Here is a 25861-nt window from a genome sequence, read left to right as displayed (position 1 = left end):
ACGGCAAATTCCCGATATCTTGGGGAATGGCCGCAGGATGACTTGTGGGAATACAAAGCAGAATCATCCATTGCTTATTCATGAATTATATAGATTTTTTGGAGGGAAACACATGTCTGTAAAATGGGAAAAGCAAGAAGGCAACCAAGGAGTTTTAACGGTTGAAGTAGAAGCAGCAAAAGTTACTGAAGGTTTGGACGCTGCTTTCAAAAAAGTTGTAAAGCAAATTAACGTTCCTGGTTTCCGTAAAGGTAAAATGCCTCGCCAGATGTTCGAAAGAAGATTCGGTGTGGAATCATTATTTGATGATGCACTTGATTTCATTCTTCCTGATGCATATGCAAGTGCAGTTGAAGAAGCTGGAATCTACCCTGTAGACCGTCCTCAAATTGACGTTGAACAAATGGCAAAAGGACAAGACCTTATCTTCAAAGCTACAGTTACTGTTAGACCAGAAGTGAAGCTTGGAGAATACAAAGGCATCGAAGTAGATGCATTCAATTCTGAAGTAACAGACGCTGACGTAGAGGAAGCAATCAAATCACTTCAAGAGCGCCAAGCTGAGCTTGTTGTTAAAGAAGCAGGACAGCCTGCTGAAAACGGCGATACTGTCGTTCTTGATTTCGAAGGTTTCGTTGATGGAGAAGCATTCGAAGGCGGAGCATCTGATAACCATTCACTAGAGCTTGGGTCTAACTCTTTCATCCCTGGCTTCGAAGAACAGATTGTCGGACTTGAAACAGGCGCTGAAAAAGATATCGAAGTTTCTTTCCCTGAAGAATACCATGCAGCTGAGCTTGCTGGAAAGCCTGCAGTATTCAAAGTGAAAATTCACGAAATCAAAACAAAACAGCTTCCTGAATTAGATGACGAGTTTGCTAAAGATGTTGACGAAGAAGTTGAAACTTTAGCTGAACTTCAAGAAAAAACAAAGAAAAACCTTGAGCATGACAAAATGCATGAAAAAGAAAACTTTGTCCGTGACACAGTTGTCGAAAAAGCTGCAGCTGCTGCAGAAATCGACATTCCTGAAGTAATGGTAGAAAACGAAGTTCAGCGTATGCTTGGAGACTTCGAACAGCGCCTTCAGTCTCAAGGAATGAACATGGAGCTTTACTTCCAGTTCTCTGGACAGGACGAAGAAGCTCTTAAAGCTCAAATGAAAGACGAAGCATCAAATCAAGTCCGTGTAAGCCTTACTCTTGAAGCGATTGCTGAAGCTGAAAACCTTGAAGCTACAGACGAAGATGTGGATGCAGAAATCAGCAAAATGGCTGAAATGTATAACATGAACGCTGAAGACATCAAAAAAGCTCTTGGCAGCTTAGACGGTGTTAAGTCTGATCTAAAAATCAAAAAAGCTGTCGACTTCCTTGTTGAAAACAGCAAAACAGTTGAAGCTTAATTCAATAACATAATTTCAGAGGCATTCCGGAAGCAATTTTTGCTTTTTTGAGTGCTGATGATTCGACAGGGCGCGAGCAATCGTGCCTTGTTTTATACATATTGGACATTTTCCCTTGTTAAACGCGAATAATGGGGAATAATAATTAGGGTGATATCTGCTGTAACTGATTGATTTTTTTTGGATTTCAGTGTAGATTAATTCTAATACCGCATATACATATATATACAGACCCTGACTTTTTACATTCAAAAGGTTTGGGAATGCTGGTATCGGGCAAAATACATATTATGAGTTTTAATTGTTGTTTATTGGACAACTTGCATGGCTAAGCATTTTAATTACAAAACTTCACGGAACATGGTAAAATGCAATTCATATAAGAAATGGAAAGCATTCTGCAGGCAAGCCGCAAAGTCCCGAGGCGTGCGCATAGTTTTTTTGAAGTTTCTGAAGCCGCAGGAAGTACATATGCTTTTTTTATTATTTCTTGTATGCCAGATCGAAATGCTTTTTGCTGATGGAGAATGGTTCAATATCGGATTCTTCACTGAGTATAGATTGGAAGAGTATATAAAGGGGTGAGAGTTCATGTTCAAATTTAATGATGAAAAAGGACAGCTTAAGTGTTCTTTTTGCGGTAAAACCCAAGAACAGGTCCGTAAACTGGTAGCAGGTCCAGGTGTATATATTTGTGACGAGTGCATCGAGCTTTGCACGGAGATCGTGGAAGAAGAGCTTGGCACAGAAGAAGAAGTGGAATTTAAGGATGTTCCTAAACCGCAGGAAATCCGCGAAATTCTGGACGAGTATGTCATCGGACAGGAGCAGGCGAAAAAGTCACTTGCTGTTGCCGTTTATAATCATTATAAGCGCATCAATTCCAACAGCAAGGTAGATGATGTTGAGCTTGCGAAGAGTAACATTGCTCTTATTGGGCCGACAGGTAGCGGTAAAACATTGCTTGCGCAAACATTGGCACGTCTTCTTAACGTTCCTTTTGCAATTGCAGATGCTACTTCATTGACTGAAGCCGGATATGTGGGCGAAGATGTAGAAAACATCCTGCTTAAGCTGATCCAGGCTGCTGATTATGATGTGGAAAAAGCAGAAAAGGGAATCATTTATATCGATGAAATCGATAAAGTGGCCCGTAAGTCTGAGAACCCTTCCATTACACGTGACGTATCAGGTGAAGGTGTACAGCAGGCATTGCTGAAAATTCTTGAAGGCACGGTTGCAAGTGTACCGCCACAAGGCGGGCGCAAGCATCCTCATCAGGAATTCATCCAGATTGATACAACGAATATCCTGTTCATCTGCGGCGGCGCATTCGATGGTATCGAACCAATCATTAAACGCCGTTTAGGCCAAAAGGTTATCGGCTTCGGCTCTGATGTCAAGAAAGACGATGTACTTGAAAAGGAATTGCTGTCAAAAGTTCTTCCTGAAGACTTGCTACGCTTTGGACTGATTCCTGAGTTCATCGGCCGTCTGCCAGTCATCGCTACACTTGAGCAATTGGATGAATCAGCATTAATTGAAATCCTTACTAAGCCTAAAAATGCGCTTGTTAAGCAATATCAAAAAATGCTGGAGCTTGATAATGTCGAGCTTGAGTTCGAAAGGGAAGCTCTTGTTGAAATCTCCAAAAAAGCCATTGAGCGGAAAACCGGCGCGCGCGGACTTCGTTCAATCATTGAAGGAATCATGCTAGATATGATGTTTGACCTCCCTTCAAGAGATGATATCGATAAGTGCATCATCACGGCTGATACCATCACAGATAATGAGCCACCGAAGCTTGTTCTCAAAGATGGCACCACAATTAAAGGCCAAGAAAAGAAAACTTCTGCTTAATAAATCGTACGAAAGAGCTGCCGGCATGCCGGCAGCTCTTTTTTGACTTTTTTTTATCATTGCAAACATGTGAGGAAGATATAGTGGCTGTTTCTTTCATTAAAGCTGTTTTCTAAACTATCCATTTAACTGAAAATTCAAAAAAAACTAAAAGACAACCTTTTAATGAAGAGTTTTCTCTTAAAGATTGTTTTTTTTTATGAGTTCTGCGAGTCAATTATATTGGTAAATCAGGTTGATTGGAGCGTAAGGTGCGAGACTCCTGCGGGATTAGCGGGAAGGTGAGACCCAGCAAGCGCAACTGAGGATGCTCACCGCCCGCCCCGCGGAAAGCGAGCATCCTGAAGCGGAAATCAACCACTTGTTAAATACAGCAAGTCGTTTCACATTAGAAAGGATTCGAGTCAAATCAGTGATGATTAGAGCCAATTCTTCAACTAATCGAGCGAAATCGAGCTTCATTCGAGCGATATGAAATCCCTTGCCCTTTCAGCATATACCTTCTCAAAAACTTGGATTATTTCAGTTCAACAAAGGAGATACTATCAATAAGATTAAAGGTGTTGCAGGAGGGAATGCGATGAGCTGGACAGGTATTGCTTTGTTTATCCAATTGTTTTTTGGGATTATCATTGGCGTTTATTTTTTGAATTTGCTGAAAGGGCAAAGAACGCAAAAAGTTTCCATAGACCGTGATTCGAAAAAGGAAATGGATCAGCTGAGAAAGATGCGTTCCATTTCGCTGACAGAACCGTTATCCGAGAAAGTAAGGCCAACGTCATTTGAAGATATTGTGGGACAGGAAGATGGAATTAAGTCTCTGAAGGCAGCGTTATGCGGCCCCAACCCTCAGCATGTCATCATATACGGGCCTCCCGGAGTAGGGAAAACGGCGGCAGCCAGGCTGGTTCTTGAAGAAGCCAAAAAAAATAACAAGTCCCCATTCAGGCAGGGAGCCGTATTTGTAGAGCTTGATGCAACCACAGCCCGCTTTGACGAAAGGGGAATTGCCGATCCATTAATTGGTTCTGTCCATGACCCGATATACCAGGGTGCAGGAGCGATGGGTCAGGCTGGCATTCCGCAGCCGAAGCAAGGTGCTGTAACAAATGCACATGGAGGCGTCCTATTCATAGATGAGATAGGGGAGCTGCATCCGATTCAGATGAATAAGCTATTGAAGGTACTGGAAGACCGGAAAGTGTTCCTGGAAAGTGCTTATTATCAGGAAGAAAACGTGAATATTCCTACACATATCCACGATATTTTCAAAAATGGCCTTCCGGCTGATTTCAGGTTGATTGGAGCAACAACAAGGACCCCGAGTGAAATTCCGCCGGCTATCCGTTCCCGGTGCCTAGAGGTGTTTTTTAGAGATCTTGAACGCGGTGAGGTTATAAAGGTCAGCAAACGTGCAGCTGAAAAGGTGAGGATTGCCATCAGCGAGAAAGGGCTCGAAACCATCTCAGGGTATGCCAGGAATGGCAGGGAAGCTGTAAATATGGTTCAGACGCTAGCGGGGATTTCTATTACTGAGGACCGAAATTTTATTAAAGACGAAGATATCGAATGGATTGCCCATAGCAGCCAGCTTACTCCCCGGATGGACCAGAAAATCAAGGAAAAGCCAAAAGTTGGCCTTGTGAACGGACTTGCTGTTTACGGGCCGAATTCAGGAGCCCTTCTTGAGATAGAAGTAACGGTCATTCCTGCAATTGATAAAGGAAGCATTAATATTACCGGAATCGTTGAAGAAGAAAGCATAGGCGGAAACGGGAAGTCGATCCGCAGAAAAAGTATGGCAAAAGGATCGATTGAAAATGTCATCACCGTACTCCGCTCCATGGGTGTGCCGGCTGATCAGTTTGACATTCATGTTAACTTCCCGGGCGGCAGTCCTGTTGATGGCCCCTCTGCTGGTATCGCGATGGCGACAGGGATATATTCGGCAATTTATAAAATTCCAGTGAATCATAAGGTGGCTATGACAGGTGAAATCAGCATCCATGGACAGGTGAAGCCGATTGGCGGAGTCATACCAAAAATCAAAGCAGCCAAGCTTGCAGGAGCTGATACTGTGATCATCCCAGAGGAAAATATGCAGAGCATCCTGCAGGAAATAGATGGAATAACTATTATACCAGTATCGAAACTGAAGGATGTGTTTGACAAGGCATTATTAAAGGATGTCATCCCGGAGAATATTATCCCGTCCATCAGCATTTCGAAAAAAGAAAGTGTATAACAAAAACGGCCCCGGTTTACCCTTACCGGGGCATCTCTATTTGGCTGAAGCTCTTTTTTTAGGCTCTTTTCATAAAGACTGTTGTTTTTAATGAATTCTGTAAGGAGATCTCGTTGTTAAATCGGGTTGATTGGAGCGTAAGGTGCGAGACTCCTGCTTAGATTAGCGGGAAGGTGAGACCCCGCAGGCGCAGCCGAGGATGCTCACCGCCCGCCCCGCGGAAAGCGAGCATCCTGGAGCGGAAATCAGCCATCTTGTTTCAAAGCAGCAAAGTTTTCGGAAACAGTATTTTATTAAAACAGGTTTAGCCGCATCAACTTCACCACAGCGCGTTGGCTGGCCAAACAAATAGACACTTTCATACAAATAAGATAGAATTGTTAAAAGGTTGTCAAACAGGGTAATTTATAAGTGAACGCACATGTTGCAAATAGATAGATCATTTATGGAGGTGTCAGGCTATGGCTGATAAAGAAATCATCGTCCCCCTCCTGCCGCTACGAGGACTGCTTGTGTATCCTACAATGGTTCTGCATTTGGATGTAGGACGAGATAAGTCTGTACAAGCCCTTGAAAAAGCAATGGTAGAAGACCATCTCATCTTTTTAACCACACAAAAAGATGTATCTCTGGATGATCCCGGAGAAGAAGATATATATACCATGGGGACACTTACAAAAGTTAAACAAATGCTAAAGCTTCCCAATGGGACAATCCGTGTTTTAGTAGAAGGTTTAAACCGGGCAGAAATCGTTTCTTTTTACGATAATGAGACGCATTATTCCGCCAAGCTTGAAGTATTCGAAGACAGTGAAGACAAAGAAACCGAACATCAGGCATTAATGAGGACTCTCCTTGAATACTTCGAGCAATACATAAAAATGTCAAAGAAAATTACCGCAGAGACATTTTCATCAACGGCTGATATCGAAGAACCAGGGAGGCTTGCAGATATTGTTTCTTCCCATCTGCCGCTGAAGCCAAAGGAAAAGCAGGAGATCCTGGAAACCTTAGATGTCAGGCAGCGGCTCGTGCGTGTAATTGAGATCATCAACAATGAAAAAGAAGTGCTGAATCTCGAGAAAAAAATCGGGCAGCGCGTCAAACGCTCAATGGAACGCACACAAAAAGAGTACTATCTTCGCGAACAGATGAAGGCTATCCAGAAGGAGCTTGGAGACAAAGAAGGAAAGACCGGCGAAATTGCCGATCTTACCGGGAAAATACAAGCTGCCGGCATGCCTGAACATGTTGAGAAAACAGCCTACAAAGAACTGGACCGCTATGAAAAGGTTCCATCCAGTTCTGCTGAAAGTGCGGTAATCCGCAACTACATTGACTGGCTCGTTGCTCTTCCCTGGTCGAAAACCACAAAGGATGACTTGAATATCATCAAGGCAGAAAAAATATTGAACCGCGATCATCATGGCCTTGAAAAAGTCAAAGAACGTGTGCTCGAATTTTTGGCTGTACAGCAGCTGACAAACTCCCTGAAAGGGCCGATTCTTTGTCTTGCTGGACCTCCTGGGGTCGGTAAAACAAGTCTTGCCAAATCAATTGCTGCAAGCATGAACCGGAACTTTGTGCGTGTTTCTCTAGGCGGGGTAAGAGATGAATCTGAAATCCGCGGACACAGGCGCACATATGTAGGGGCTATGCCCGGCCGGATTATTCAGGGAATGAAAAAGGCTGAAACCATCAATCCTGTTTTCCTTCTCGATGAAATCGATAAGATGTCCAGCGACTTCCGCGGTGACCCATCTTCAGCCATGCTTGAAGTATTGGATCCGGAGCAAAATCATAACTTTAGCGACCATTATATAGAAGAAACCTATGATCTTTCACAGGTCATGTTCATCGCGACAGCCAATGATCTGTCAACGATACCGGGACCGCTTCGCGACAGAATGGAAATCATTAATATTGCCGGATATACGGAAATTGAAAAGCTTCATATTGCGAAAGAGCATCTTTTGGTAAGACAGCTGAAAAGTCACGGGCTGCAAAAGTCCCAGCTGCAAATCCGCGATGATGGGCTGCTTCAAATTATCCGCTATTATACACGCGAAGCTGGAGTACGGGGTCTTGAGCGCCAGCTTTCTAGCATCTGCCGCAAAACAGCGAAAATCATCGTGTCTGGCGAGAAAAAGCGTGTGGTGGTGAGTGAGGCCAATGTGGCTGATTTCCTGGGGAAAACGATGTTCCATTACGGCCAGGCCGAAGCCGAAGACCAGGTAGGCGTTGCTACTGGGCTTGCTTATACTTCAGTTGGCGGAGATACCCTTCAGATCGAAGTGTCCCTTTCTCCTGGCAAAGGAAAACTGGTTCTGACCGGTAAGCTTGGTGATGTAATGAAGGAATCGGCACAGGCTGCATTCAGCTTCGTCCGCTCCAAAGCTGAAAAGCTTCATATTGATCCGGACTTTTATGAAAAGTATGATATTCATATCCATGTGCCTGAAGGAGCAGTTCCAAAGGATGGCCCGTCAGCTGGAATTACGATGGCAACCGCATTGATTTCAGCATTAACGGGGGTGCCTGTCCGTAAGGAAGTCGGAATGACTGGCGAAATTACGCTTAGAGGGCGCGTACTGCCGATTGGCGGCTTGAAGGAGAAATCCCTTGGGGCCCATCGTGCAGGATTAACGAAGCTCATTGTTCCAAAGGATAACGAAAAGGACATTGATGATATCCCTGAAAGCGTCCGGAAAGATTTAGAATATGTTCTCGTTTCACATGTAGATGAAGTACTTGAACACGCATTGGCAGGTGAAATTGAATGAAAGTAACAAGCGCTGATATTGTGATAAGTGCTGTAAAGCCTGAACAGTACCCCGGCGAGCAGCTTCCTGAATTTGCATTAGCAGGAAGATCGAACGTGGGCAAATCCAGCTTTATCAACAAGATGATTAACCGGAAAAACCTTGCAAGAACCTCGTCTAAGCCAGGAAAAACACAAACGCTGAATTTTTATATTATTAATGACAGCCTTCACTTTGTGGATGTACCGGGATATGGATATGCTAAGGTATCTAAGTCCGAACGTGCAGCCTGGGGCAAAATGATTGAAACGTATTTCACTAACCGTGAACAGCTTCGTGCAGCCCTGCTGATTGTAGATCTTCGCCATCCTCCAACAAAGGATGACATCGCGATGTACGAATTTTTGAAGCACTATGACCTGCCGCGCATCGTCGTGGCTACAAAGGCCGATAAAATTCCAAAAGGCAAATGGCAAAAGCACTTAAAAATCACCCGTGAAACATTGGGCCTTGATAAAGAAGACGAACTGATTCTGTTTTCTGGTGAAACAGGAGAAGGAAAAGAAAAAGCATGGGGCATCCTAAGCAAGTATATGTAAAAAGCGAAAGCGCCTTGTTCATAGGATCAAAGACTAAGGACGCCACGTCCTGTGGCAACGTCTTTGTGACCCCCATCCTGGGGGCCTAAGCAAATAGGGTTTTGGCCTTGGAAGGCGTTCTTTGCCTTCTGAGACCAAAACATCTTTTGCACAGCGAGCTAGGCGCTGGAGCTGGATTATGTAAAAAGCGAAGCGCTTTAAATCTTGGCATTAACGCCGGATTATAAGATAACAATAATCCTGCCCAAAAGAAGAGCCTGGCACATTCCGAAAGGATGGCCAGGCTCTTTTTAATGCGGACAAAGGGATAAAAGGCCTGCTGCCCATATCCTATTTCTTTTTCACAAGCAGAATGATACCAATCAGCATCACGATGAATGGCCAAAATTTAGCAGGGTCGGCTGTGCCTATTTTAATTAATCCCATCATGCCTGTAATTTTGTCATAAAATAAGGAAAGAAGGGAAATGACTAATAATACAACACCATGAAACAATCCAGAGCTGGAAGCCCTTGCCCGCAGGATGAAGCCCAGGGCTATGATTAAGATGAACACTCCAATATTATCAGGCCATATCTCAAGACGGTGGACGACATGGAAGTGCATCCCGAATCCGAAAAGGATGACACCCGGCAATATGGCTTCGTTATCCTTTCCGCTGTATGCCTGTATCAAAAAGGCGATACCGACAATGCACAGAATCGTAGGCCAATTGAAAAAGCCCTGAAACAATTCAATGTTTGCCTGTTTCAGAAAAAAGTATAGACCGAATCCTATTAAGATCAAACCGGGGAAAATACGCTGTGATTTCATGATTACCTCCTGGATATGCCAATTACTTGAAGTACTTATTCATTTTTGTTATGGTACTTTTGTATGTATGCCAAAGGCGGCAAATATGTAAACAAGGATAAGGATGTTTCCTTTTAATAATAAACGCTTCAAAAAGGACAGTCTAAACTTTTTTCCTTTCATATTCAAAGAAAAAAACTTTCGTCCTGCAGGGGTGGAATTGTTTAGTCCATTTTCATGTTAGCATATGTTTCATAAACTGTTCATAATTTTTTTCGTTTCACGAAATTGTACATGGTATAATAATTAAGGTTCTTAATTGATTAAATCTTGGGGGTGCAAACAAGGGATGCATATACTAGCGGTTGGACTAAATTATAAGACTGCCCCTGTCGAAATACGTGAAAAGCTGTCATTTGATGAAGCTGAACTGGCTGAGGCAATGAAAGCTCTTAAAAATAAAAAAAGCATATTAGAAAACGTCATAGTATCTACCTGTAACCGCACAGAAATTTATGTGGTAGGCGACCAGGTCCATACTAGCCGATATTATATAAAAGAATTTCTTTCAGAATGGTTCGGGATTGAGCAGGAAGAGTTTTCTCCTTATATATTTGTGTACGAAGGAGACGGAGCTGCAGAGCACCTGTTTCAGGTTGCCTGCGGGTTGAATTCTATGGTTCTTGGCGAAACACAGATACTCGGACAGGTCCGCCAAAGCTACATGCTGGCGCAGCAGGAAAAGACGATTGGCTCTGTGTTCAATCATCTATTCAAAGAGGCGCTGACATTAGCCAAAAAAGCTCACTCTGAAACAGAGATTAATACCAATGCCGTGTCAGTCAGCTATGCAGCTGTTGAACTGGCCAAGAAAATTTTCGGAAGCTTGGACGGCAAGAATGTATTGATTCTTGGCGCCGGCAAAATGGGCGAGCTTGCGGTACAGAACCTGCACGGAAACGGTGCCGGCAATTTGACCGTCATCAACCGTACACATGAAAAAGCCGCTGCTCTTGCCCAGCGTTTTTCAGGACAGGCAAAAGAACTTTCCCAATTGCAGTCTGCCTTGGCAGAAGCGGATATCCTGATCAGTTCAACAGGTGCAAAAGATTTTGTCATCACAAAGGACATGATGGATAATGTGGACAAAGTGAGAAAGGGCCGCCCGATTTTCATGGTCGACATTGCTGTTCCGCGTGATTTGGATCCAGCGATTTCGGAATCTGAAAATGTCTTTCTTTATGACATTGATGATCTTGAAGGAATTGTGCAGTCCAATCTTGCTGAACGGAAGAAAGCTGCAGAAAATATCCGCTTGATGATTGAACAGGAAATTGTCGAATTTAATCAGTGGATTAATATGCTGGGTGTCGTGCCTGTTATTTCTGCACTGCGCGAAAAAGCCCTGGGCATTCAGTCAGAAACAATGGAAAGCATCGAGAGAAAGCTGCCTCATCTTAGCGAACGGGATATCAAGCTTTTGAACAAACATACTAAAAGCATCATTAACCAGATGCTGAAAGATCCGATCCTTTATGCGAAGGAAATGGCAAATGAGCCTAATGCCAGGGAAGCATTGGACCGTTTTGTGAAAATCTTTCATTTAGAAGCATCTAGTAGCCCATCTCCAGCAGACAAAGAAACTGTTATAAAGGGTGCAGGAGTTCAGATGATTCCTGCTCAAGCGTAATAAGCATCTATGCTGGAGCTCACGATGACAAGATTGCACGAAGCTACTGTTTTGCTGTATGCCTTAAGCGTGCTCTTATATTTTATGGATTTTCTTAATAATAACCAGAAGGCAAACAAAGTGGCCTTCTGGTTGCTTGCTATTGTTTGGCTGCTGCAAACAATTTTTTTATTTCTTTATATGGCAAAGACAGGCAGGTTCCCGGTTTTAACGATATTTGAAGGTTTATATTTTTATGCGTGGGTGCTGATTACCCTTTCTCTGGTAATCAATCGTTTTCTCAGGGCTGACTTTATTGTTTTCTTTACAAATGTGCTCGGTTTCATGGTGATGGCTATACACACCTTTGCCCCAGTTCAGGTCGAATCGGACGTGCTTGCCCAGCGCCTTGTGTCTGAATTGCTGCTGATTCATATTACGATGGCGATTTTATCCTACGGAGCTTTTTCGCTGTCATTTGTCTTTTCCCTGCTATATATGATTCAATATGACTTATTGAAAAGAAAAAAATGGGGAAAGCGCCTGCAGCGCCTTGGAGATCTTTCACAGCTTGAAAGAATGTCATTCATTCTTAATGGGATTGGGGTGCCCGTCCTGATCTTTTCTCTGATACTGGGTCTGCAATGGGCGTATATTAAGGTTCCGGGTGTCCATTGGTTTGATTTGAAAATTGTCGGCTCATTCATTGTTCTTGCTGTTTACAGCGTGTATTTATATATGAAGGTCCGGAAACAGCTATATGGAAAGAAGTTAGCGTTACTGAATATTTTTTCGTTCATTATCCTGCTCATTAACTTTTTTCTTTTCGGAAGCCTTTCTACATTCCACTTTTGGGTTACATAGGAGGATATCATGAGAAAAATTATTGTCGGTTCCAGAAGAAGCAAACTGGCCATCACACAAACAAACTGGGTGATTCGCCAGCTAAAAGAACTTGGTGTACCTTACGAATTTGAAGTTAAAGAAATTGTGACAAAAGGTGACCAGATTCAGGATGTAACATTATCCAAAGTAGGCGGCAAGGGTTTGTTTGTGAAAGAAATTGAACAAGCTATGCTTAACAAAGAAATTGATATGGCTGTTCATAGCATGAAGGATATGCCGGCTGTGCTTCCAAATGGTCTGACAATCGGCTGTATACCTCCAAGGGAAGACCATAGGGATGCTTTGATTTCAAAAGGCAATATACCGCTCGATGAACTGAAGAGCGGGGCAATCATCGGAACAAGCAGCCTCCGTCGAAGCTCACAGCTTCTTGCAAGCCGCCCGGATCTTGAAATCAAATGGATCCGCGGAAATATTGATACGCGTCTGGAAAAGCTGAAAAACGAAGACTATGATGCCATCATTCTCGCTGCCGCAGGACTTGCCAGAATGGGCTGGAAGGCTGAAACGGTGACAGAATATCTGGAGCCTGAACTTTGCCTGCCTGCAGTAGGCCAGGGGGCACTTTCCATTGAATGCCGCAGTGATGACCAGGATCTGCTGGCAGAGCTGCAAAAGCTTACTTCTGAAGAAACAAAGCTTACAGTGGAAGCGGAGCGCGCGTACTTAGATAAAATGGAAGGCGGCTGCCAGGTGCCGATTGCCGGCTATGCCGTTGCCAAGGAAAATGGAAATATCTCACTGACAGCACTTGTCGCTTCTCCGGACGGAAAAGTGATTTACAAAGAAGTAGTTGAAGGGCGCGATCCAGCTGTGGTTGGAGAAGAGGCCGCCCGTATTTTGAGTGAAAAGGGTGCCAAGGAACTGATTGACCGCGTCAAAGCGGAGCTCGAGCAATAATGCCCGAAATTAAGCTCCCAAAAGGATACAGGATCCTGGTTACACGGGAAAAAAAGCAAGCTTCTGGTTTAGTACGGAAAATCGAAGCAAATGGAGGGGTTCCGCTTGCGGTCCCTCTTCTTGAATTTGTTCTGCCTGACTCCCTTGAGGTCATCCAAGAAACGCTTATGAGGCTTGATGAATTTAATTGGCTTATATTCACGAGCCAAAACGGAGTCGATTTTTTCTTCAGCCAGTATGAAGCAGGAGCCAGAGAGAGCAAACTGCCGAAGATTGCCGTGATCGGGAATCAGACAAAAAAGGCTCTCCTTAGCCGGGGGCTTAAGCCTGACTTTGTGCCGGATAAATTCGTTGCAGAAGAATTCGCCCGGCAATTTGTCCCGCATCTTAAAGTTTCCGATCAGGTTTTGATTGCAAAAGGAAATTTGGCGCGCCCTGTAATTGCAGAGGCAATCAGGACTGCTGGAACGGCTTGCGAGGAATTGACGGTGTACCAAACGAAGCTGCCTGACAAAAGCGGGGAATTGCTGGCTGTTCTTTTGAAACAGCATCAAATCGATGCGGTTACATTTACAAGCTCTTCGACCGTCCACCATTTTATGAAAATAGTTAAGGTGAATTCCCTGCAAAATGATGTAAGAAACATTATGATAGTATGTATAGGCCCGATAGCAAAACATACAGCCGAGCAGTATGGACTGACCGTCCATGTCTGCCCGGATATATATACAGCAGATGCAATGATTGACCAATTATCAGTCTATCTGCAATCAGTACGGAACTCATAGGAGGAACTCAAAATGAAAAACCTACAATTCAGCCGCCACCGCCGCTTGCGTTCAAGTGCAGGCATGAGAGCATTGGTGCGTGAAACGTTTTTGAGGAAAGAAGATTTGATCTATCCGATCTTTATCATTGATGGAGAAAATATTAAAAATGAAATTTCGTCCATGCCTGGCGTTTATCAGCTGTCAATGGACAACCTTCATGCTGAAATGGAGGAAGTGTCTGCACTTGGCATTCAATCCGTCATCTTGTTCGGTGTTCCTCATGAGCATGATAAAGATGAAACAGGTACAGGCGCCTACTCTCATAATGGTTTAGTGCAGGTGGCCACAAGGCTTATTAAAAAGGAATTCCCTGAAATTATCGTAATTGCCGATACTTGTTTATGCGAATACACAAGCCATGGCCATTGCGGCGTAGTGGAAGGCGGCAAGATCCTGAACGATGAATCACTCGATCTCCTTGCTAGAACAGCCATTTCCCAAGCCGAGGCAGGTGCCGATATTATTGCTCCTTCCAACATGATGGACGGATTTGTAACAGCAATTCGCGCAGGTTTAGATGAAGCAGGATACGAAGATATTCCAATCATGTCTTATGCAGTCAAATATTCATCCGCGTTTTACGGTCCTTTCCGTGATGCTGCAAATGGTGCACCACAATTTGGCGACCGCAAAACCTATCAAATGGATCCGGCTAACCGCCTGGAAGCCTTCCGCGAGGCAGAATCAGATGTGGAAGAGGGAGCTGACTTCCTGATCGTAAAACCTGCTCTTTCTTATTTGGATATGGTCCGGGACATGAAAAACAGCTTTACCCTTCCAATTGTAGCTTATAATGTCAGCGGTGAGTATTCCATGATCAAAGGAGCGGCATTGAACGGCTGGATTGATGAAAAAGCCATTGTCATGGAAATGCTGACTGGCATGAAGCGTGCAGGCGCAGACTTAATCATCACATATTTTTCAAAAGATGCTGCACGCTGGCTGGATGAAGAAAAATAAGCAAAAGGGCAAGTTACCTTTATATGAAAAGGGGATATGGGAATGCGGTCATATGAAAAGTCAAAATTAGCATTTGAAAAAGCGAAAAATGTTATGCCAGGCGGGGTAAACAGCCCGGTCCGCGCCTTTAAATCGGTCGATATGGACCCGATTTTCATGGAACGCGGAAAAGGCTCCAAGATTTATGATATTGATGGAAATGAGTACATTGATTATGTGCTATCATGGGGCCCTCTGATTCTTGGGCACTCGAATGACCGGGTGGTCGAGGCAATCAAGAAGGTTGCCGAAACAGGAACAAGCTTCGGGGCATCCACATTAATTGAAAATAAACTCGCTGAGCTAGTAATCGAGAGGGTCCCATCCATTGAGATGGTCCGTATGGTATCTTCCGGTACAGAAGCGACGATGAGTGCCCTTCGTCTGGCAAGAGGATATACAGGCCGCAATAAAATCCTTAAATTTGAAGGCTGCTACCATGGACATGGAGATTCATTATTGATTAAAGCAGGTTCAGGCGTTGCCACACTGGGACTTCCTGACAGCCCGGGTGTGCCTGAGGGAACAGCGAAAAATACAATCACGGTCCCTTATAACGACTTAGCTGCTGTTTCATATGCATTTGAACAGTTTGGCGAAGATATTGCCTGCATCATTGTAGAGCCTGTTGCCGGCAATATGGGCCTTGTACCGCCGCAGCCTGGCTTTTTGCAGGGCTTAAGAGATGTAACCTCCCAATATGGCGCCCTGCTGATTTTTGATGAAGTTATGACAGGATTCCGTGTGGGCTATAACTGTGCACAGGGCTATTACGATGTGATGCCTGACATTACCTGTCTTGGCAAGGTAATTGGCGGCGGCCTGCCAGTCGGCGCCTTTGGCGGAAAAAGAGAAATTATTGAAAAAGTGGCTCCAAGCGGAACGATTTATCAGGCCGGCACACTTTCAGGAAATCCGCTGGCGATGACGGCAGGCTATGAAACATTGAGCCAGCTGACTCCTGACGTTTATGAGGAATTTAAACGCAAAGGTGATATGCTGGAAAAAGGCATAAGTGAGGCTGCAGAAAAGTATGGCGTTCCGCATACCTTTAATCGTGCAGGCTCCATGATTGGCTTATTTTTCACAAATGAAAATGTCATCAACTATGAAGCAGCAAGATCTTCTGATTTGAACTTCTTCGGTACTTATTACCGCGAAATGGCTGAGCAGGGTATCTATCTGCCGCCGTCCCAGTTTGAAGGATTATTCCTTTCAACTGCGCATACGGACGAAGATATCATGAAAACCATTGCCGCTGCTGAAAAAGCATTTGCGAAGTTGAAGAAATAAAGACATCTGCTAAATCCGCAGTCTGATTTCCGCTGCAGGATGCTTCATTCAGCTTAGTGCAAATAATAGGAAACCTAACATCAGGAGCCAGACCCCTTATCATTAATGGGATCTGGCTTTTTATTTGTGTCTCTGTTAACAGTACAACACTCCCGGGGCATTTGCCGGGCATACCAGCTTGGCTCATGCGGTCTCACCTCAAATCTAAATACACTCTCCAATCGGCAAACTGAAGATGTCTCCCACGCACTCTGATGCCGCGCATGCCATTTTGTTTTGTTCCTCCAGTAATATTCCATTTTCCTTCTTCATAGATTGTTAATGGCATCGTTATTGTTTTTTTTTTTGAAATATGGAAGGAGGAGTTGTGTTGACCAGAGAAAATCAATCGTCTTTACGATTTTCATTAGAGGAATCCATTTGGTTTCAGAAAGGACAGGAAGTAGCTGAGCTATATTCCATTTCCCTTGACCCGAATGTATCCATCCAGGAAAACGATCAATATGTGGTCATCAAAGGAACCCTTGACTTAAGTGGTGAATATAGAAATGAAGTTCGCAGCGGAGAATCAGAAATCAGGGATTATACACAAAAAAATTATCCCAAAACCATCCACAATGTGGAGAAAAGAGAAAATGGGAACAGTGAATTTTCCCACAGGTTTCCGGTGGATATCACCATACCGGCAAACCGGATTGCATCGCTTTCTGAAATCGATGTGAGCATCCTGTCGTTCGACTATTCTCTGCCGGATAAAAACTGTCTTAAGCTTCAGGCGGATTTGCTGATTTCAGGCATTTATAATGAAGCACAAGTAAGTACCGCAGACAGGTTTGAGGAAGACAGCACAGCTGATGAGGATGAAGACTACTACAGCTACGCTGGAGCAGAGGAAACAGAAGAAATGGAAGAAACAGAAATGTACAGTGACGCTCCCCGTCCGGAGGAAAATGCAGCACATAATGTAAACACCGATTACTATCCGTACTATACTGAAACGGAACATCATAGCAACGATGAGGAAATAGAAGATGATCCACACTTTGCCCTCCCTGTTGATACGGAAGAAAGCGGACAGTACAGCTGGTACACTCAGGAAGAAACTATGCCGGCACCAGTTGATGGAGAAGAAGCTGATGCTTTTGCCGGTTACAGAAATGATCCAGCTTATGATCCTTATACCGAAGCGGAAGAAGAGAAAGAGATTTATTTTCAATATGAAGAAGAGCCATCAAGCGATCCTGAAATCAATGACCCGGTAGCGGATTATGAACAGCCTCCGAATGAGACCTATGGAAATGATGTGTTCCAAAACTCGCTATACCGTGCAGATGAAGAACCCGGGCACAATCCTGAAAGCGGGGCGGATGAAGAACTAGGGCAAAACCTTTCTTACAGTGAGTACGAGGAAGAACCGGGGCAAAACCTTTCTTACAGTGAGTACGAGGAAGAACCGAGGCAAAACCTTTCTCACAGTGAGTACGAGGAAGAACCGAGGCAAAACCTTTCTTACAGTGAGTACGAGGAAGAACCGAGGCAAAACCTTTCTTACAGTGAGTACGAGGAAGAACCGAGGCAAAACCTTTCTCACAGTGAGCACGAGGAAGAACCGAGGCAAAACCTTTCTCACAGTGAATACGAGGAAGAAGCTGTGCAAAATCTATCTTACAGTGAGTACGAGGAAGAACCGAGGCAAAACCTTTCTCACAGTGAATACGAGGAAGAAGAAGAGCTTTACAGGCCATTCAGTGTGGAGGTTACCAAGCCTGCTGAAGCTGAAGAAGAGTCACAGCCTATCTTTATAAAGGAAGAGCAGCAGGCACCGGTTTTTGAGATACCTGTTCTTCCATATGAAAGTGATGCACCTGACAGCATTCCTGAAGAAATTCTGCGCATAAATGAAAACAAGCAGGATGAAAAACCGGCACGAGCCGAAAAACTGCCGACACCATTATTGGAATTGGCCAGAAGAAGAGAAGCACCTCCTAAGAAAAATGCCGGCAAAGCGGAAAAGCAGGAACAGGCGGAAACGGAAAAGCGCGTTTCTTTAACAGATTTTCTCGGAAGGAAGCAGGAAGAGGAACTGACTAAGGTTAAGGTCTGCATTGTTCAATATGGAGAAACATTGGATACACTGGCAGACCGCTATGATGTCTCGGTGCAGTCCCTTTTAAACAGCAATGAACTCGAACCTAACCAGGATATTTTTGAGGGGCAGGTTTTATATATCCCCAAAACGCCAAGCTTTAAAAGGTGAATATGAGAAATTATAGGTAAAGCAGAGCGGAATCCCTGCTCTGTTTTTTTAGTACAGCGCCCGGGGCCTTTTTAATTTCAAATGCTTGTCACGGCAGAACAGGCACCTGCGCTTTTTTTAAAATGGTCGTTCAGAAGAAAGCGGGGAAATCTCGTGAATGAAAACGAGAATCTGAAACAGGATACAGAAAGGATTGTCCAGGATTATGCGCTTTCTGTTCTTTTTGTTGAGCAGCATGGAAAAATCAGAAAGGTATACACCGACAAAGGCGTTTTCGCCCTGAAGCTCATTCCACCCAAACATGGCATTGATTTTATCCGGAATGTCCAATTTCTGTATCAGCGGGGATATAACCGGATTGTCCCTATTTATCCGACTAATGACGGAAGATATGCAGTTCTCCATAATGGCAGCCTGTATTATCTGATGCCGTGGCTCTCAAATGATGAAAATGGGGAAAGAAACGAGCGGCATAAGCAGATGTTCAGGGAACTGGCCAGGATGCATACTCTATCCGCGAGGGAAATGGCAGTGGATGGAGAACACAGGGATGAGCATTATCAGACAACACTCGAGGAGTGGAAAAAGCAGGCGGAATTCCTGGAGGAGTATGTGGGTAGCTGTGAAAGAAAATGGTATATGTCCCCGTTTGAAATGATCTTTGCATCAGCATATGCTGATATATCCCAGGCCCTTAGCTATAGCACAAAGAAGTTTGAGGAATGGTATGAAAAGACAAAGGATAAGGAAAAGGTGCGGACTGTGATGACTCACGGAAAGGTGTCACTGAAGCATTTTATCTATGATGACAGGGGATATGGCTACTTTATCAACCTCGAGAACTCAAGGAAAGCGCCTGCCCACTTTGATCTGCTTCCGTTTGTGGTCAAATCGTCCAAAACATATCCTGTTAAAAATGATGACTGCGTGGATTGGATATATAATTACTTTAAATATTTTCCTCTAAAAGAAGATGAATTGCTTCTGTTTCAAAGTTATCTTGCCTATCCTGGCACCTGCATGGACATTGTCAAAAACTATTTTGAAAAAAAAGGCAGCCTTAAAGAAATGGATTACCTGAAGCAGCTGCAGCGGCAATACTGGCAGCTGAAAAATACCGAATATGTTGTCATGAAAATGGAAGAAATCGAGGCTCAGAAAAAGGCCGCCGCCGCACAGCAGGCCCAGGAACAAAGCTGAGACCGGCCGTCTCTTATGGCAAATTCCGCCAGCAGGGAATTAACCGGTCTTTTTAGATTAAAAACATACTTACCTGCGAAAGCGCCTCTTAGCAGGCGCTTTCGCATTTGCCCCCAGGATGGGGGTCACAAAGACGTTGCCGCAGGACGCGGCGTTCTTAGTCTTTGATTCTATAATTAGGCGCTTCCGCAATTGAGTTCGTCGAACTGCAGCGCCTAGCCTCTCGAGGTCATAAGCCGCGCAAGAATTGAAGGCAAAGAGCGACTTCTTTTCTAGCGCGTCTTATGCTGGTCGGAGGCCCCCAGGATGGGGGTCACAAAGACGTTGCCACAGGACGCGGCGTTCTTAGTCTTTGATCCTTTTAATGAGGCACTTCCGCTTTTGATTTCGTCGAGCTGCAGCGCCTAGCCCCTCGAGGTCATAAGCCACGAAAGAATTGAAGTCAAAGAGCGACTTCTATTCTAGCGCGTCTTATGCAAGTCGGAGGCCCCCAGGATGGGGGTCACAAAGACGTTGCCGCAGGACGCGGCGTTCTTAGTCTTTGATCCTTTTATGAGGCGCTTCCGCTTTTGGTTAAAACCATTCAAGCTGGAATGCGACGGCAATTAGTATTAGCAGGGCCAGCAGCAGGACGTCGAATGTGGTTGGAAAGAAAAAGGTCCGGATTCCCTGGAATATGCAAATGGGAATGATGCATTGCTGGCAGGCGTTTCGGCAGGTTCTCAGCCATGGCGGCATGGAGTAAGGGGAAAATCTTCGCTTCATTCTTCAGCACTTCCTTCATAGAGTCATATTATATTATGGGTATCTGCGCAAAAAGGTGAATAAGCAATCACGCCTTTCCTTGTGAATGTATAAAATATAAAAAATCGGAAAGAATGATTGACTGAATAGCTATTTTTTTTGTAGTATATTAGGTATATTACTTTTGATAAAAAAATACATTGAAAGCTTTGATCGGGAATAGTACGATGACAGGCTGCTTTAAAGAGAGGGAACCACTTGGTGAAAGGTCCCAAGCCAGCAGCATCGGAAGTCGCCCAGGAGCTGTTTCCGTGAACGTAAGCCAAGATAGTAGCGGAAACCGGCAAGAGCCGTTATCTTATTTGAGAGCCGTAGAATGGGTACATATTTGCTGTATCATTTTTCGGAAAAAAGGTGGCACCGCGAACAACTTCCTTCGTCCTTTTGTGATGAGGAAGTTTTTTTGTGTTTGGCTTTGTTAAAGTACACTATTGATTTCTGCACTTTTGACTGGAGTGGAAGACGCTTGACTCCTGGGGGATTAGCGTTACAGGGGAGACCCCGCAGGAGCCAAGCGACGAGGAGGCTCGCCGAACGCCCCCCGGAAAGCAAGCGTCTGGAGCGGAAGTCAATAAACAAGGTTACCAGAGCCTTGTGTTTAAAAATATGATCAGCACGCAAGGAGGAAACGGACAATGGAAGAAAATCAGATATCCATGCCAACGAAATATGATCCGCAGTCGATTGAAAAAGGCCGCTATGAATGGTGGCTGAAGGGGAAGTTTTTTGAAGCGGAAAAAGAATCAAAAAAACAGCCTTACACCATCGTTATTCCGCCGCCAAATGTAACAGGAAAGCTTCATTTAGGGCATGCCTGGGATACAGCGCTTCAGGATATCCTTACACGCATGAAGAGAATGCAGGGCTATGATGTATTATGGCTGCCTGGCATGGACCATGCAGGAATTGCTACACAGGCAAAGGTTGAACAAAAGCTCCGCGCTGACGGTGTAAGCCGCTATGATCTTGGACGCGAAAAATTTGTTGAAGAAACATGGAAATGGAAAGATGAGTATGCAGGCCATATCCGCGAGCAGTGGTCAAAGCTTGGTCTTGGACTCGATTACTCCCGTGAACGCTTTACGCTTGATGAAGGTCTTTCTAAAGCCGTACGCGAGGTATTTGTTTCCCTTTATAATAAGGGGCTGATTTACCGCGGGGAATATATCATTAACTGGGATCCTTCAACAAAGACCGCTCTTTCTGATATTGAAGTTATCTACAAGGATATTCAGGGTGCATTTTATCATATGAAATATCCATTGTCAGATGGATCAGGATTTATTGAAATTGCAACAACCCGTCCGGAAACTATGCTTGGTGATACAGCAGTTGCGGTTCATCCTGAAGATGACCGATACAAGCATTTAATCGGCAAAAATGTGACGCTTCCGATAACCGGAAGGGAAATTCCGATTGTTGCAGATGATTATGTTGATATGGAATTCGGCTCTGGGGCAGTTAAGATTACGCCTGCACATGATCCGAACGACTTTGAAATCGGCAACCGCCATAACCTTCAGCGGATTCTTGTTATGAACGAAGACGGAACGATGAATGACAAAGCAGGAAAATATCAAGGCATGGACCGTTTTGAATGCCGCAAGCAAATTACAAAAGACCTTCAGGAGCTGGGCGTTCTTTTCAAAATTGAAGACCATCCTCACTCAGTTGGACATTCAGAACGAAGCGGTGCAGTAGTTGAGCCTTATTTGTCCACTCAATGGTTCGTTAAGATGCAGCCATTGGCGGAAGCAGCAATAGCCCTGCAGCAGTCCGAAGATGATAAAGTAAATTTCGTTCCGGGACGCTTTGAGAATACCTACCTGCGCTGGATGGAAAATATCCGCGACTGGTGCATCTCGCGCCAGCTTTGGTGGGGACACCGCATTCCTGCCTGGTACCATAAGGAAACAGGCGAAATCTATGTTGGACAGGAAGAGCCTGCTGACATTGAAAACTGGAACCAGGACAACGATGTGCTTGATACATGGTTCAGTTCAGCGCTTTGGCCTTTTTCAACAATGGGCTGGCCAGATACGGAAGGTGAAGAATATAAACGCTTCTATCCGACAGCAGCGCTTGTTACAGGCTATGATATCATTTTCTTCTGGGTATCAAGGATGATTTTCCAGGGGATAGAATTCACAGGACAGCGTCCATTTAAGGATGTGCTAATCCACGGGCTTGTACGTGATGAACAGGGCCGGAAAATGAGCAAGTCTCTTGGCAATGGTGTTGACCCTATGGATGTTATCGAGAAATACGGGGCAGATTCTCTTCGCTATTTCTTATCAACAGGAAGCTCGCCAGGACAGGATCTTCGCTACAGCAATGAAAAGGTTGAAGCTGTCTGGAACTTTGCCAACAAAATCTGGAACGCCTCCCGTTTTGCACTGATGAATATGGAAGGCCTGCAGTATGAGGACATTGATTTGACCGGCGAGAAATCTGTTGCTGATAAATGGATACTGACCCGTTTGAACGAAACGATTGAAACTGTGACAAGACTTGCTGATAAGTATGAATTTGGTGAAGTGGGCCGTGTGCTTTATAACTTTATCTGGGATGATTTCTGTGACTGGTATATTGAAATGGCGAAGCTTCCGCTATACGGTGAAGACGAAGCTGCCAAGAAAACGACAAGATCCATCCTGGCCTATGTCTTAGACAATACGATGAGATTGCTTCATCCTTTCATGCCATTCATCACAGAAGAAATCTGGCAGAACCTGCCTCATAACGGGGAATCAATCACAACAGCAGCATGGCCGGAAGTGAACGGAGAGCTGCATGATGAAGAAGCCGCCGAGGAAATGAAGCTGCTTGTTGAAATCATCCGTTCTGTCCGCAACATCCGTGCTGAGGTTAACACTCCTCTCAGCAAAAAAATTAAGCTGATACTGAAAGCCAAAGACGAAAAGGCGCTAAGTACACTTAAGAAAAACAGCGCCTATATCGAGCGTTTCTGCAATCCTGAAGAATTGACAATTGGCATTGACGTTGAGGAACCAGGCCAGGCCATGACAGCCGTGGTCACAGGTGCCGAACTGATTCTTCCTCTTCAGGGACTGATTAATGTAGAAGAAGAAATCAAACGCCTCGAAAAAGAGCTCGATAAGCTGAATAAAGAGGTAGAGCGGGTTCAAAAGAAATTGGGCAACGAAGGCTTTGTTAAAAAAGCGCCTGAAAGCGTAATTGAAGAAGAACGCGCAAAAGAAAAAGACTACAGCGAAAAACGCGACGCCGTAATCCGCCGCATCGAAGAAATGAAACAACTATAAAAAGCGCAAGCGCCTTGTCAAGCTCGCGAAGCAAATAGGGTTTTGTCCTTGGAAGGCGCTTTTTGCCTTCTGAGGACAAAACGTCTTTTGCACAGCGAGCTAGGCGCTGTAGCTGGATTAAATAAAAAGCGCAAGCGCCTTGTTAACCAAAAGCCGCCCGGAATATTATATCCGGGCGGCTTTTGGTTTCTGTAATAAGCTTGTTCACAGTGCAGCCGTTATTCAGATTCCGCATTCAAATCATCCAAAATGAATGTTAAATACTCCCTGACAAGATTAATGTCTGAAAGCATGCTCAATGTCCGGCTTCCGACCACATCTTCAATTTCATTCAGAAGCAGGCTGCCATCTTCATCGAAAACAAAGTCAATGCCGGCAAGCCCAAAATCAAATAAAGAGGCAATTTTTTCTGCAAGAAGGTGTTCATCCTCTGATAGCTCATATAGGGAGGCGCTGCCGCCAAGCGTAAAATTCGCCTTAAAGTCACGATCAGAATGCCGCAGCACAGCTGCGATTACTTTTTTGCCGATAACAAAAACACGGACATCCTTTCCTAGCTGCGCGGGTCTTTGAACAATCCATTTACCGTGAGGGTCCAGCCTGATATTTTTTTTATCGTTTTCATTTTCCGCTAAATAGACGGCTTTTCCGCCGCGTCCATGTACCTCTTTGACAATGTAAGGAAAAGAAAATACCCGGTCCAATGAAGTTTCATAAAAAAGGGTATCTGCCATTGGAATTCCATGAGTGCTCAGATATTGATGTGTTTTTGCTTTATCATTGCAGATTTCCGAAACAAATGAGGAGTTATAACACTTCACTCCCATGAGCTCCAGCTGTTTTGTGAAAAAAGGATCAATTGTCCGGACAATAGCGAAGCCGGGAAGATCAATACTATTGCCGTGAAGAGATAAGAACAGCTCCTGGTTTTGATATCCGATTTGGAAATCTTCCCTGAAATGAAGGTCAAGGGAAATTCCGAGCAAACCCGCCTCCTCAAGCATCCAGTTGATATAGGCTTGATTTTTTTCTGCATCACTTTTGCTGTAGATAAGCCAACCGTTATTCATTGCCAGCCCCGAATCCAAACTGTTTTTTTAAAATATAAGAAATCATGCTGTCTGCAACATTAACCCCTGTACAATCATAAATGTTCAATAAGTGGGCGTTGGAATTTACTTCACAAAGCAGCGGGCCGTTTTCCCCAAACAGCAGATCCACTCCAGCAAAATCAGTTTTTAGGATTTTCGCGCATTTTAGGGCCAGCTCACATTCTTCCTTTGTCGGCGTATAGGGATATGTTTTGCCGCCGGCTGTAACATTGGCCCGGAAATCGGTTTCGGACTCCCGGTACATGGAAGCGGCCACAGCATCTCCTACTACATTCAGCCGGATATCGCGGCCTTTGCTGTGTGAAATGAATTCCTGAAGGATGAACGGCTTGTGCTTAAGCACAGCTATTTTTTCCAAAAGCTCTGCTTCATTATGTATTAAATAAACCTGCTGGCCGAATGACCCATACGATTCTTTGATCACAAGAGGATAACCCAGCACTTCCCCCATTTTTGCAAAAGCTTCATAATCATTCCTAAGGATTCCTTCATAGGTAAAAGGAGGGAAGATTGTTTTAGGCATAGAAATTCCGCTGTTTATGAGCGCTTGATGGGTTTTTGCTTTGCTGTCGCAAATATCGATTGCTTCACTGCTGTTATAAACGTGCAGGCCCATTGTTTCCAGGTGCCGGGCAAGATGGATATCCTTGTCCATAAATAGAATGAAATCGGGCAGGTCCCCCTTAAAGCCGGCAAGAACAGGCTTGCCATCCTCAATCATAGGGATGAGTTCAGTATTGCGGACAATCTCTGCATCGACAGAGTAACGTTCTGCTGAATGTTTTATAAAAAGAGCTAAATCAGAAAATTTTTTCTGCTGCAAATATCCATTTACAATGATCCAGCAGCGTAATGCTTTCGTATTCATAGTGATGCACTTCCTTTTTGGTATCAGATTATCTCTCTGCCTTGAATTATGATAGGATGAGAATGATATTGCATGG

The 25861-nt window shown here is 44.3% G+C and carries 19 protein-coding genes and 1 other annotated feature; of the genes, 14 read left to right on the top strand and 5 right to left on the bottom strand.

Features of this window, described 5'->3' with window-relative positions; all coding sequences use genetic code 11:
- The first annotated feature begins 112 nt into the window (after nt 1-112).
- From tig to yihA, 5 genes are all read left to right on the top strand, one after another.
- On the top strand, nt 113-1405 hold the full coding sequence (tig, locus tag BM126_RS11485) for a trigger factor (RefSeq protein WP_090989641.1): 1293 nt from the start codon (nt 113-115) through the stop codon (nt 1403-1405).
- 591 nt (nt 1406-1996) lie between these two features.
- Nucleotides 1997-3265 (top strand): ATP-dependent protease ATP-binding subunit ClpX, encoded by a 1269-nt coding sequence (gene clpX, locus BM126_RS11475; protein ID WP_071352107.1) that lies wholly within the window; start codon nt 1997-1999, stop codon nt 3263-3265.
- Between the two features lie 580 nt (nt 3266-3845).
- A complete protein-coding gene (lonB, locus tag BM126_RS11470; RefSeq protein WP_090989639.1) occupies nt 3846-5510 on the top strand; it encodes an ATP-dependent protease LonB in 1665 nt (554 codons plus the stop codon).
- Between the two features lie 461 nt (nt 5511-5971).
- Nucleotides 5972-8293, top strand: coding sequence for an endopeptidase La (gene lon, locus BM126_RS11465; protein WP_090989638.1), 2322 nt, complete (start codon nt 5972-5974; stop codon nt 8291-8293).
- The gene (gene yihA / locus BM126_RS11460) at nt 8290-8871 is read left to right on the top strand and encodes a ribosome biogenesis GTP-binding protein YihA/YsxC (RefSeq protein WP_071350099.1); all 582 of its coding nucleotides are present in this window, start codon (nt 8290-8292) and stop codon (nt 8869-8871) included. Before lon ends, yihA begins: the two co-directional genes overlap by 4 nt.
- Before the next feature lie 330 nt (nt 8872-9201).
- Here yihA and BM126_RS11455 read toward each other — a convergent pair whose 3' ends face one another.
- Complete coding sequence (locus tag BM126_RS11455; protein ID WP_090989637.1) at nt 9202-9684, bottom strand: LiaI-LiaF-like domain-containing protein; 483 nt, start codon at nt 9682-9684, stop codon at nt 9202-9204.
- Nucleotides 9685-10012: 328 nt separating this feature from the next.
- On the opposite strand from BM126_RS11455, the gene hemA reads away from it, so the two are divergent.
- Genes hemA through hemL form a run of 6 tightly spaced genes read left to right on the top strand, consistent with a single transcriptional unit; the run spans nt 10013 to nt 16260 of the window.
- The gene (gene hemA / locus BM126_RS11450; RefSeq protein ID WP_090989636.1) at nt 10013-11353 is read left to right on the top strand and encodes a glutamyl-tRNA reductase; all 1341 of its coding nucleotides are present in this window, start codon (nt 10013-10015) and stop codon (nt 11351-11353) included.
- A gap of 9 nt (nt 11354-11362) precedes the next feature.
- The gene (locus BM126_RS11445; RefSeq protein WP_090989635.1) at nt 11363-12196 is read left to right on the top strand and encodes a cytochrome C assembly family protein; all 834 of its coding nucleotides are present in this window, start codon (nt 11363-11365) and stop codon (nt 12194-12196) included.
- A gap of 9 nt (nt 12197-12205) precedes the next feature.
- Complete coding sequence (gene hemC / locus BM126_RS11440; protein WP_090989634.1) at nt 12206-13138, top strand: hydroxymethylbilane synthase; 933 nt, start codon at nt 12206-12208, stop codon at nt 13136-13138.
- Nucleotides 13138-13926 (top strand): uroporphyrinogen-III synthase, encoded by a 789-nt coding sequence (locus BM126_RS11435; RefSeq protein ID WP_090989633.1) that lies wholly within the window; start codon nt 13138-13140, stop codon nt 13924-13926. Before hemC ends, BM126_RS11435 begins: the two co-directional genes overlap by 1 nt.
- Before the next feature lie 12 nt (nt 13927-13938).
- Nucleotides 13939-14928 (top strand): porphobilinogen synthase, encoded by a 990-nt coding sequence (gene hemB / locus BM126_RS11430; RefSeq protein WP_090989632.1) that lies wholly within the window; start codon nt 13939-13941, stop codon nt 14926-14928.
- A 42-nt stretch (nt 14929-14970) separates the two neighbouring features.
- Entirely contained in the window at nt 14971-16260 is a 1290-nt protein-coding gene (hemL, locus tag BM126_RS11425) for a glutamate-1-semialdehyde 2,1-aminomutase (RefSeq protein ID WP_090989631.1), read from the top strand.
- A gap of 193 nt (nt 16261-16453) precedes the next feature.
- Here hemL and BM126_RS22850 read toward each other — a convergent pair whose 3' ends face one another.
- Nucleotides 16454-16588 (bottom strand): hypothetical protein, encoded by a 135-nt coding sequence (locus tag BM126_RS22850; RefSeq protein WP_256213069.1) that lies wholly within the window; start codon nt 16586-16588, stop codon nt 16454-16456.
- A gap of 42 nt (nt 16589-16630) precedes the next feature.
- Between BM126_RS22850 and spoVID the strand changes: the two genes are divergently transcribed.
- Nucleotides 16631-18517, top strand: a complete 1887-nt coding sequence (spoVID, locus tag BM126_RS11420; protein WP_177201407.1) for a stage VI sporulation protein D — start codon at nt 16631-16633, stop codon at nt 18515-18517.
- Nucleotides 18518-18670: 153 nt separating this feature from the next.
- Nucleotides 18671-19717, top strand: coding sequence for a spore coat protein YsxE (ysxE, locus tag BM126_RS11415; protein WP_256213068.1), 1047 nt, complete (start codon nt 18671-18673; stop codon nt 19715-19717).
- Nucleotides 19718-20290: 573 nt separating this feature from the next.
- Here ysxE and BM126_RS11410 read toward each other — a convergent pair.
- Nucleotides 20291-20482 carry a hypothetical protein gene (locus BM126_RS11410; protein ID WP_083392030.1) on the bottom strand — a complete coding sequence of 64 codons (192 nt, stop codon included), beginning with the start codon at nt 20480-20482 and terminating at the stop codon, nt 20291-20293.
- A 179-nt stretch (nt 20483-20661) separates the two neighbouring features.
- Nucleotides 20662-20908 (top strand) — a binding site (T-box leader).
- A 248-nt stretch (nt 20909-21156) separates the two neighbouring features.
- Between BM126_RS11410 and BM126_RS11405 the strand changes: the two genes are divergently transcribed.
- A complete protein-coding gene (locus BM126_RS11405) occupies nt 21157-23805 on the top strand; it encodes a valine--tRNA ligase (protein WP_090989628.1) in 2649 nt (882 codons plus the stop codon).
- Between the two features lie 218 nt (nt 23806-24023).
- Here the strand turns inward: BM126_RS11405 and BM126_RS11400 are convergent, their stop codons facing one another.
- Nucleotides 24024-24875: an ATP-grasp domain-containing protein gene (locus tag BM126_RS11400; RefSeq protein WP_090989627.1), complete on the bottom strand. Its 852-nt coding sequence runs from the start codon at nt 24873-24875 to the stop codon at nt 24024-24026.
- Nucleotides 24868-25785 carry a RimK family alpha-L-glutamate ligase gene (locus BM126_RS11395; RefSeq protein WP_090989626.1) on the bottom strand — a complete coding sequence of 306 codons (918 nt, stop codon included), beginning with the start codon at nt 25783-25785 and terminating at the stop codon, nt 24868-24870. Before BM126_RS11395 ends, BM126_RS11400 begins: the two co-directional genes overlap by 8 nt.
- Between the last annotated feature and the right edge of the window lie 76 nt (nt 25786-25861).

This window comes from Bacillus sp. OV322, assembly GCF_900112495.1.
Taxonomy (GTDB): domain Bacteria; phylum Bacillota; class Bacilli; order Bacillales; family DSM-1321; genus Peribacillus.
The sequence above is the reverse complement of the archived record's forward strand: the minus strand, read 5'-3'. Positions and strand labels throughout refer to the sequence as shown.

Excerpts from the sequence above, each read along its gene's own strand:
- hemC (WP_090989634.1), top strand. The coding sequence starts at position 12,206 with ATGAGAAAAATTATTGTCGGTTCCAGAAGAAGCAAACTGGCCATCACA.
- BM126_RS11455 (WP_090989637.1), bottom strand. The coding sequence starts at position 9,684 with ATGAAATCACAGCGTATTTTCCCCGGTTTGATCTTAATAGGATTCGGT.
- hemA (WP_090989636.1), top strand. The coding sequence starts at position 10,013 with ATGCATATACTAGCGGTTGGACTAAATTATAAGACTGCCCCTGTCGAA.
- hemB (WP_090989632.1), top strand. The coding sequence starts at position 13,939 with ATGAAAAACCTACAATTCAGCCGCCACCGCCGCTTGCGTTCAAGTGCA.
- BM126_RS11410 (WP_083392030.1), bottom strand. The coding sequence starts at position 20,482 with ATGAAGCGAAGATTTTCCCCTTACTCCATGCCGCCATGGCTGAGAACC.
- lon (WP_090989638.1), top strand. The coding sequence starts at position 5,972 with ATGGCTGATAAAGAAATCATCGTCCCCCTCCTGCCGCTACGAGGACTG.
- clpX (WP_071352107.1), top strand. The coding sequence starts at position 1,997 with ATGTTCAAATTTAATGATGAAAAAGGACAGCTTAAGTGTTCTTTTTGC.
- tig (WP_090989641.1), top strand. The coding sequence starts at position 113 with ATGTCTGTAAAATGGGAAAAGCAAGAAGGCAACCAAGGAGTTTTAACG.
- BM126_RS11395 (WP_090989626.1), bottom strand. The coding sequence starts at position 25,785 with ATGAATACGAAAGCATTACGCTGCTGGATCATTGTAAATGGATATTTG.
- BM126_RS11435 (WP_090989633.1), top strand. The coding sequence starts at position 13,138 with ATGCCCGAAATTAAGCTCCCAAAAGGATACAGGATCCTGGTTACACGG.
- BM126_RS11445 (WP_090989635.1), top strand. The coding sequence starts at position 11,363 with ATGCTGGAGCTCACGATGACAAGATTGCACGAAGCTACTGTTTTGCTG.
- hemL (WP_090989631.1), top strand. The coding sequence starts at position 14,971 with ATGCGGTCATATGAAAAGTCAAAATTAGCATTTGAAAAAGCGAAAAAT.
- BM126_RS22850 (WP_256213069.1), bottom strand. The coding sequence starts at position 16,588 with ATGCCATTAACAATCTATGAAGAAGGAAAATGGAATATTACTGGAGGA.
- BM126_RS11400 (WP_090989627.1), bottom strand. The coding sequence starts at position 24,875 with ATGAATAACGGTTGGCTTATCTACAGCAAAAGTGATGCAGAAAAAAAT.
- BM126_RS11405 (WP_090989628.1), top strand. The coding sequence starts at position 21,157 with ATGGAAGAAAATCAGATATCCATGCCAACGAAATATGATCCGCAGTCG.
- yihA (WP_071350099.1), top strand. The coding sequence starts at position 8,290 with ATGAAAGTAACAAGCGCTGATATTGTGATAAGTGCTGTAAAGCCTGAA.
- lonB (WP_090989639.1), top strand. The coding sequence starts at position 3,846 with ATGAGCTGGACAGGTATTGCTTTGTTTATCCAATTGTTTTTTGGGATT.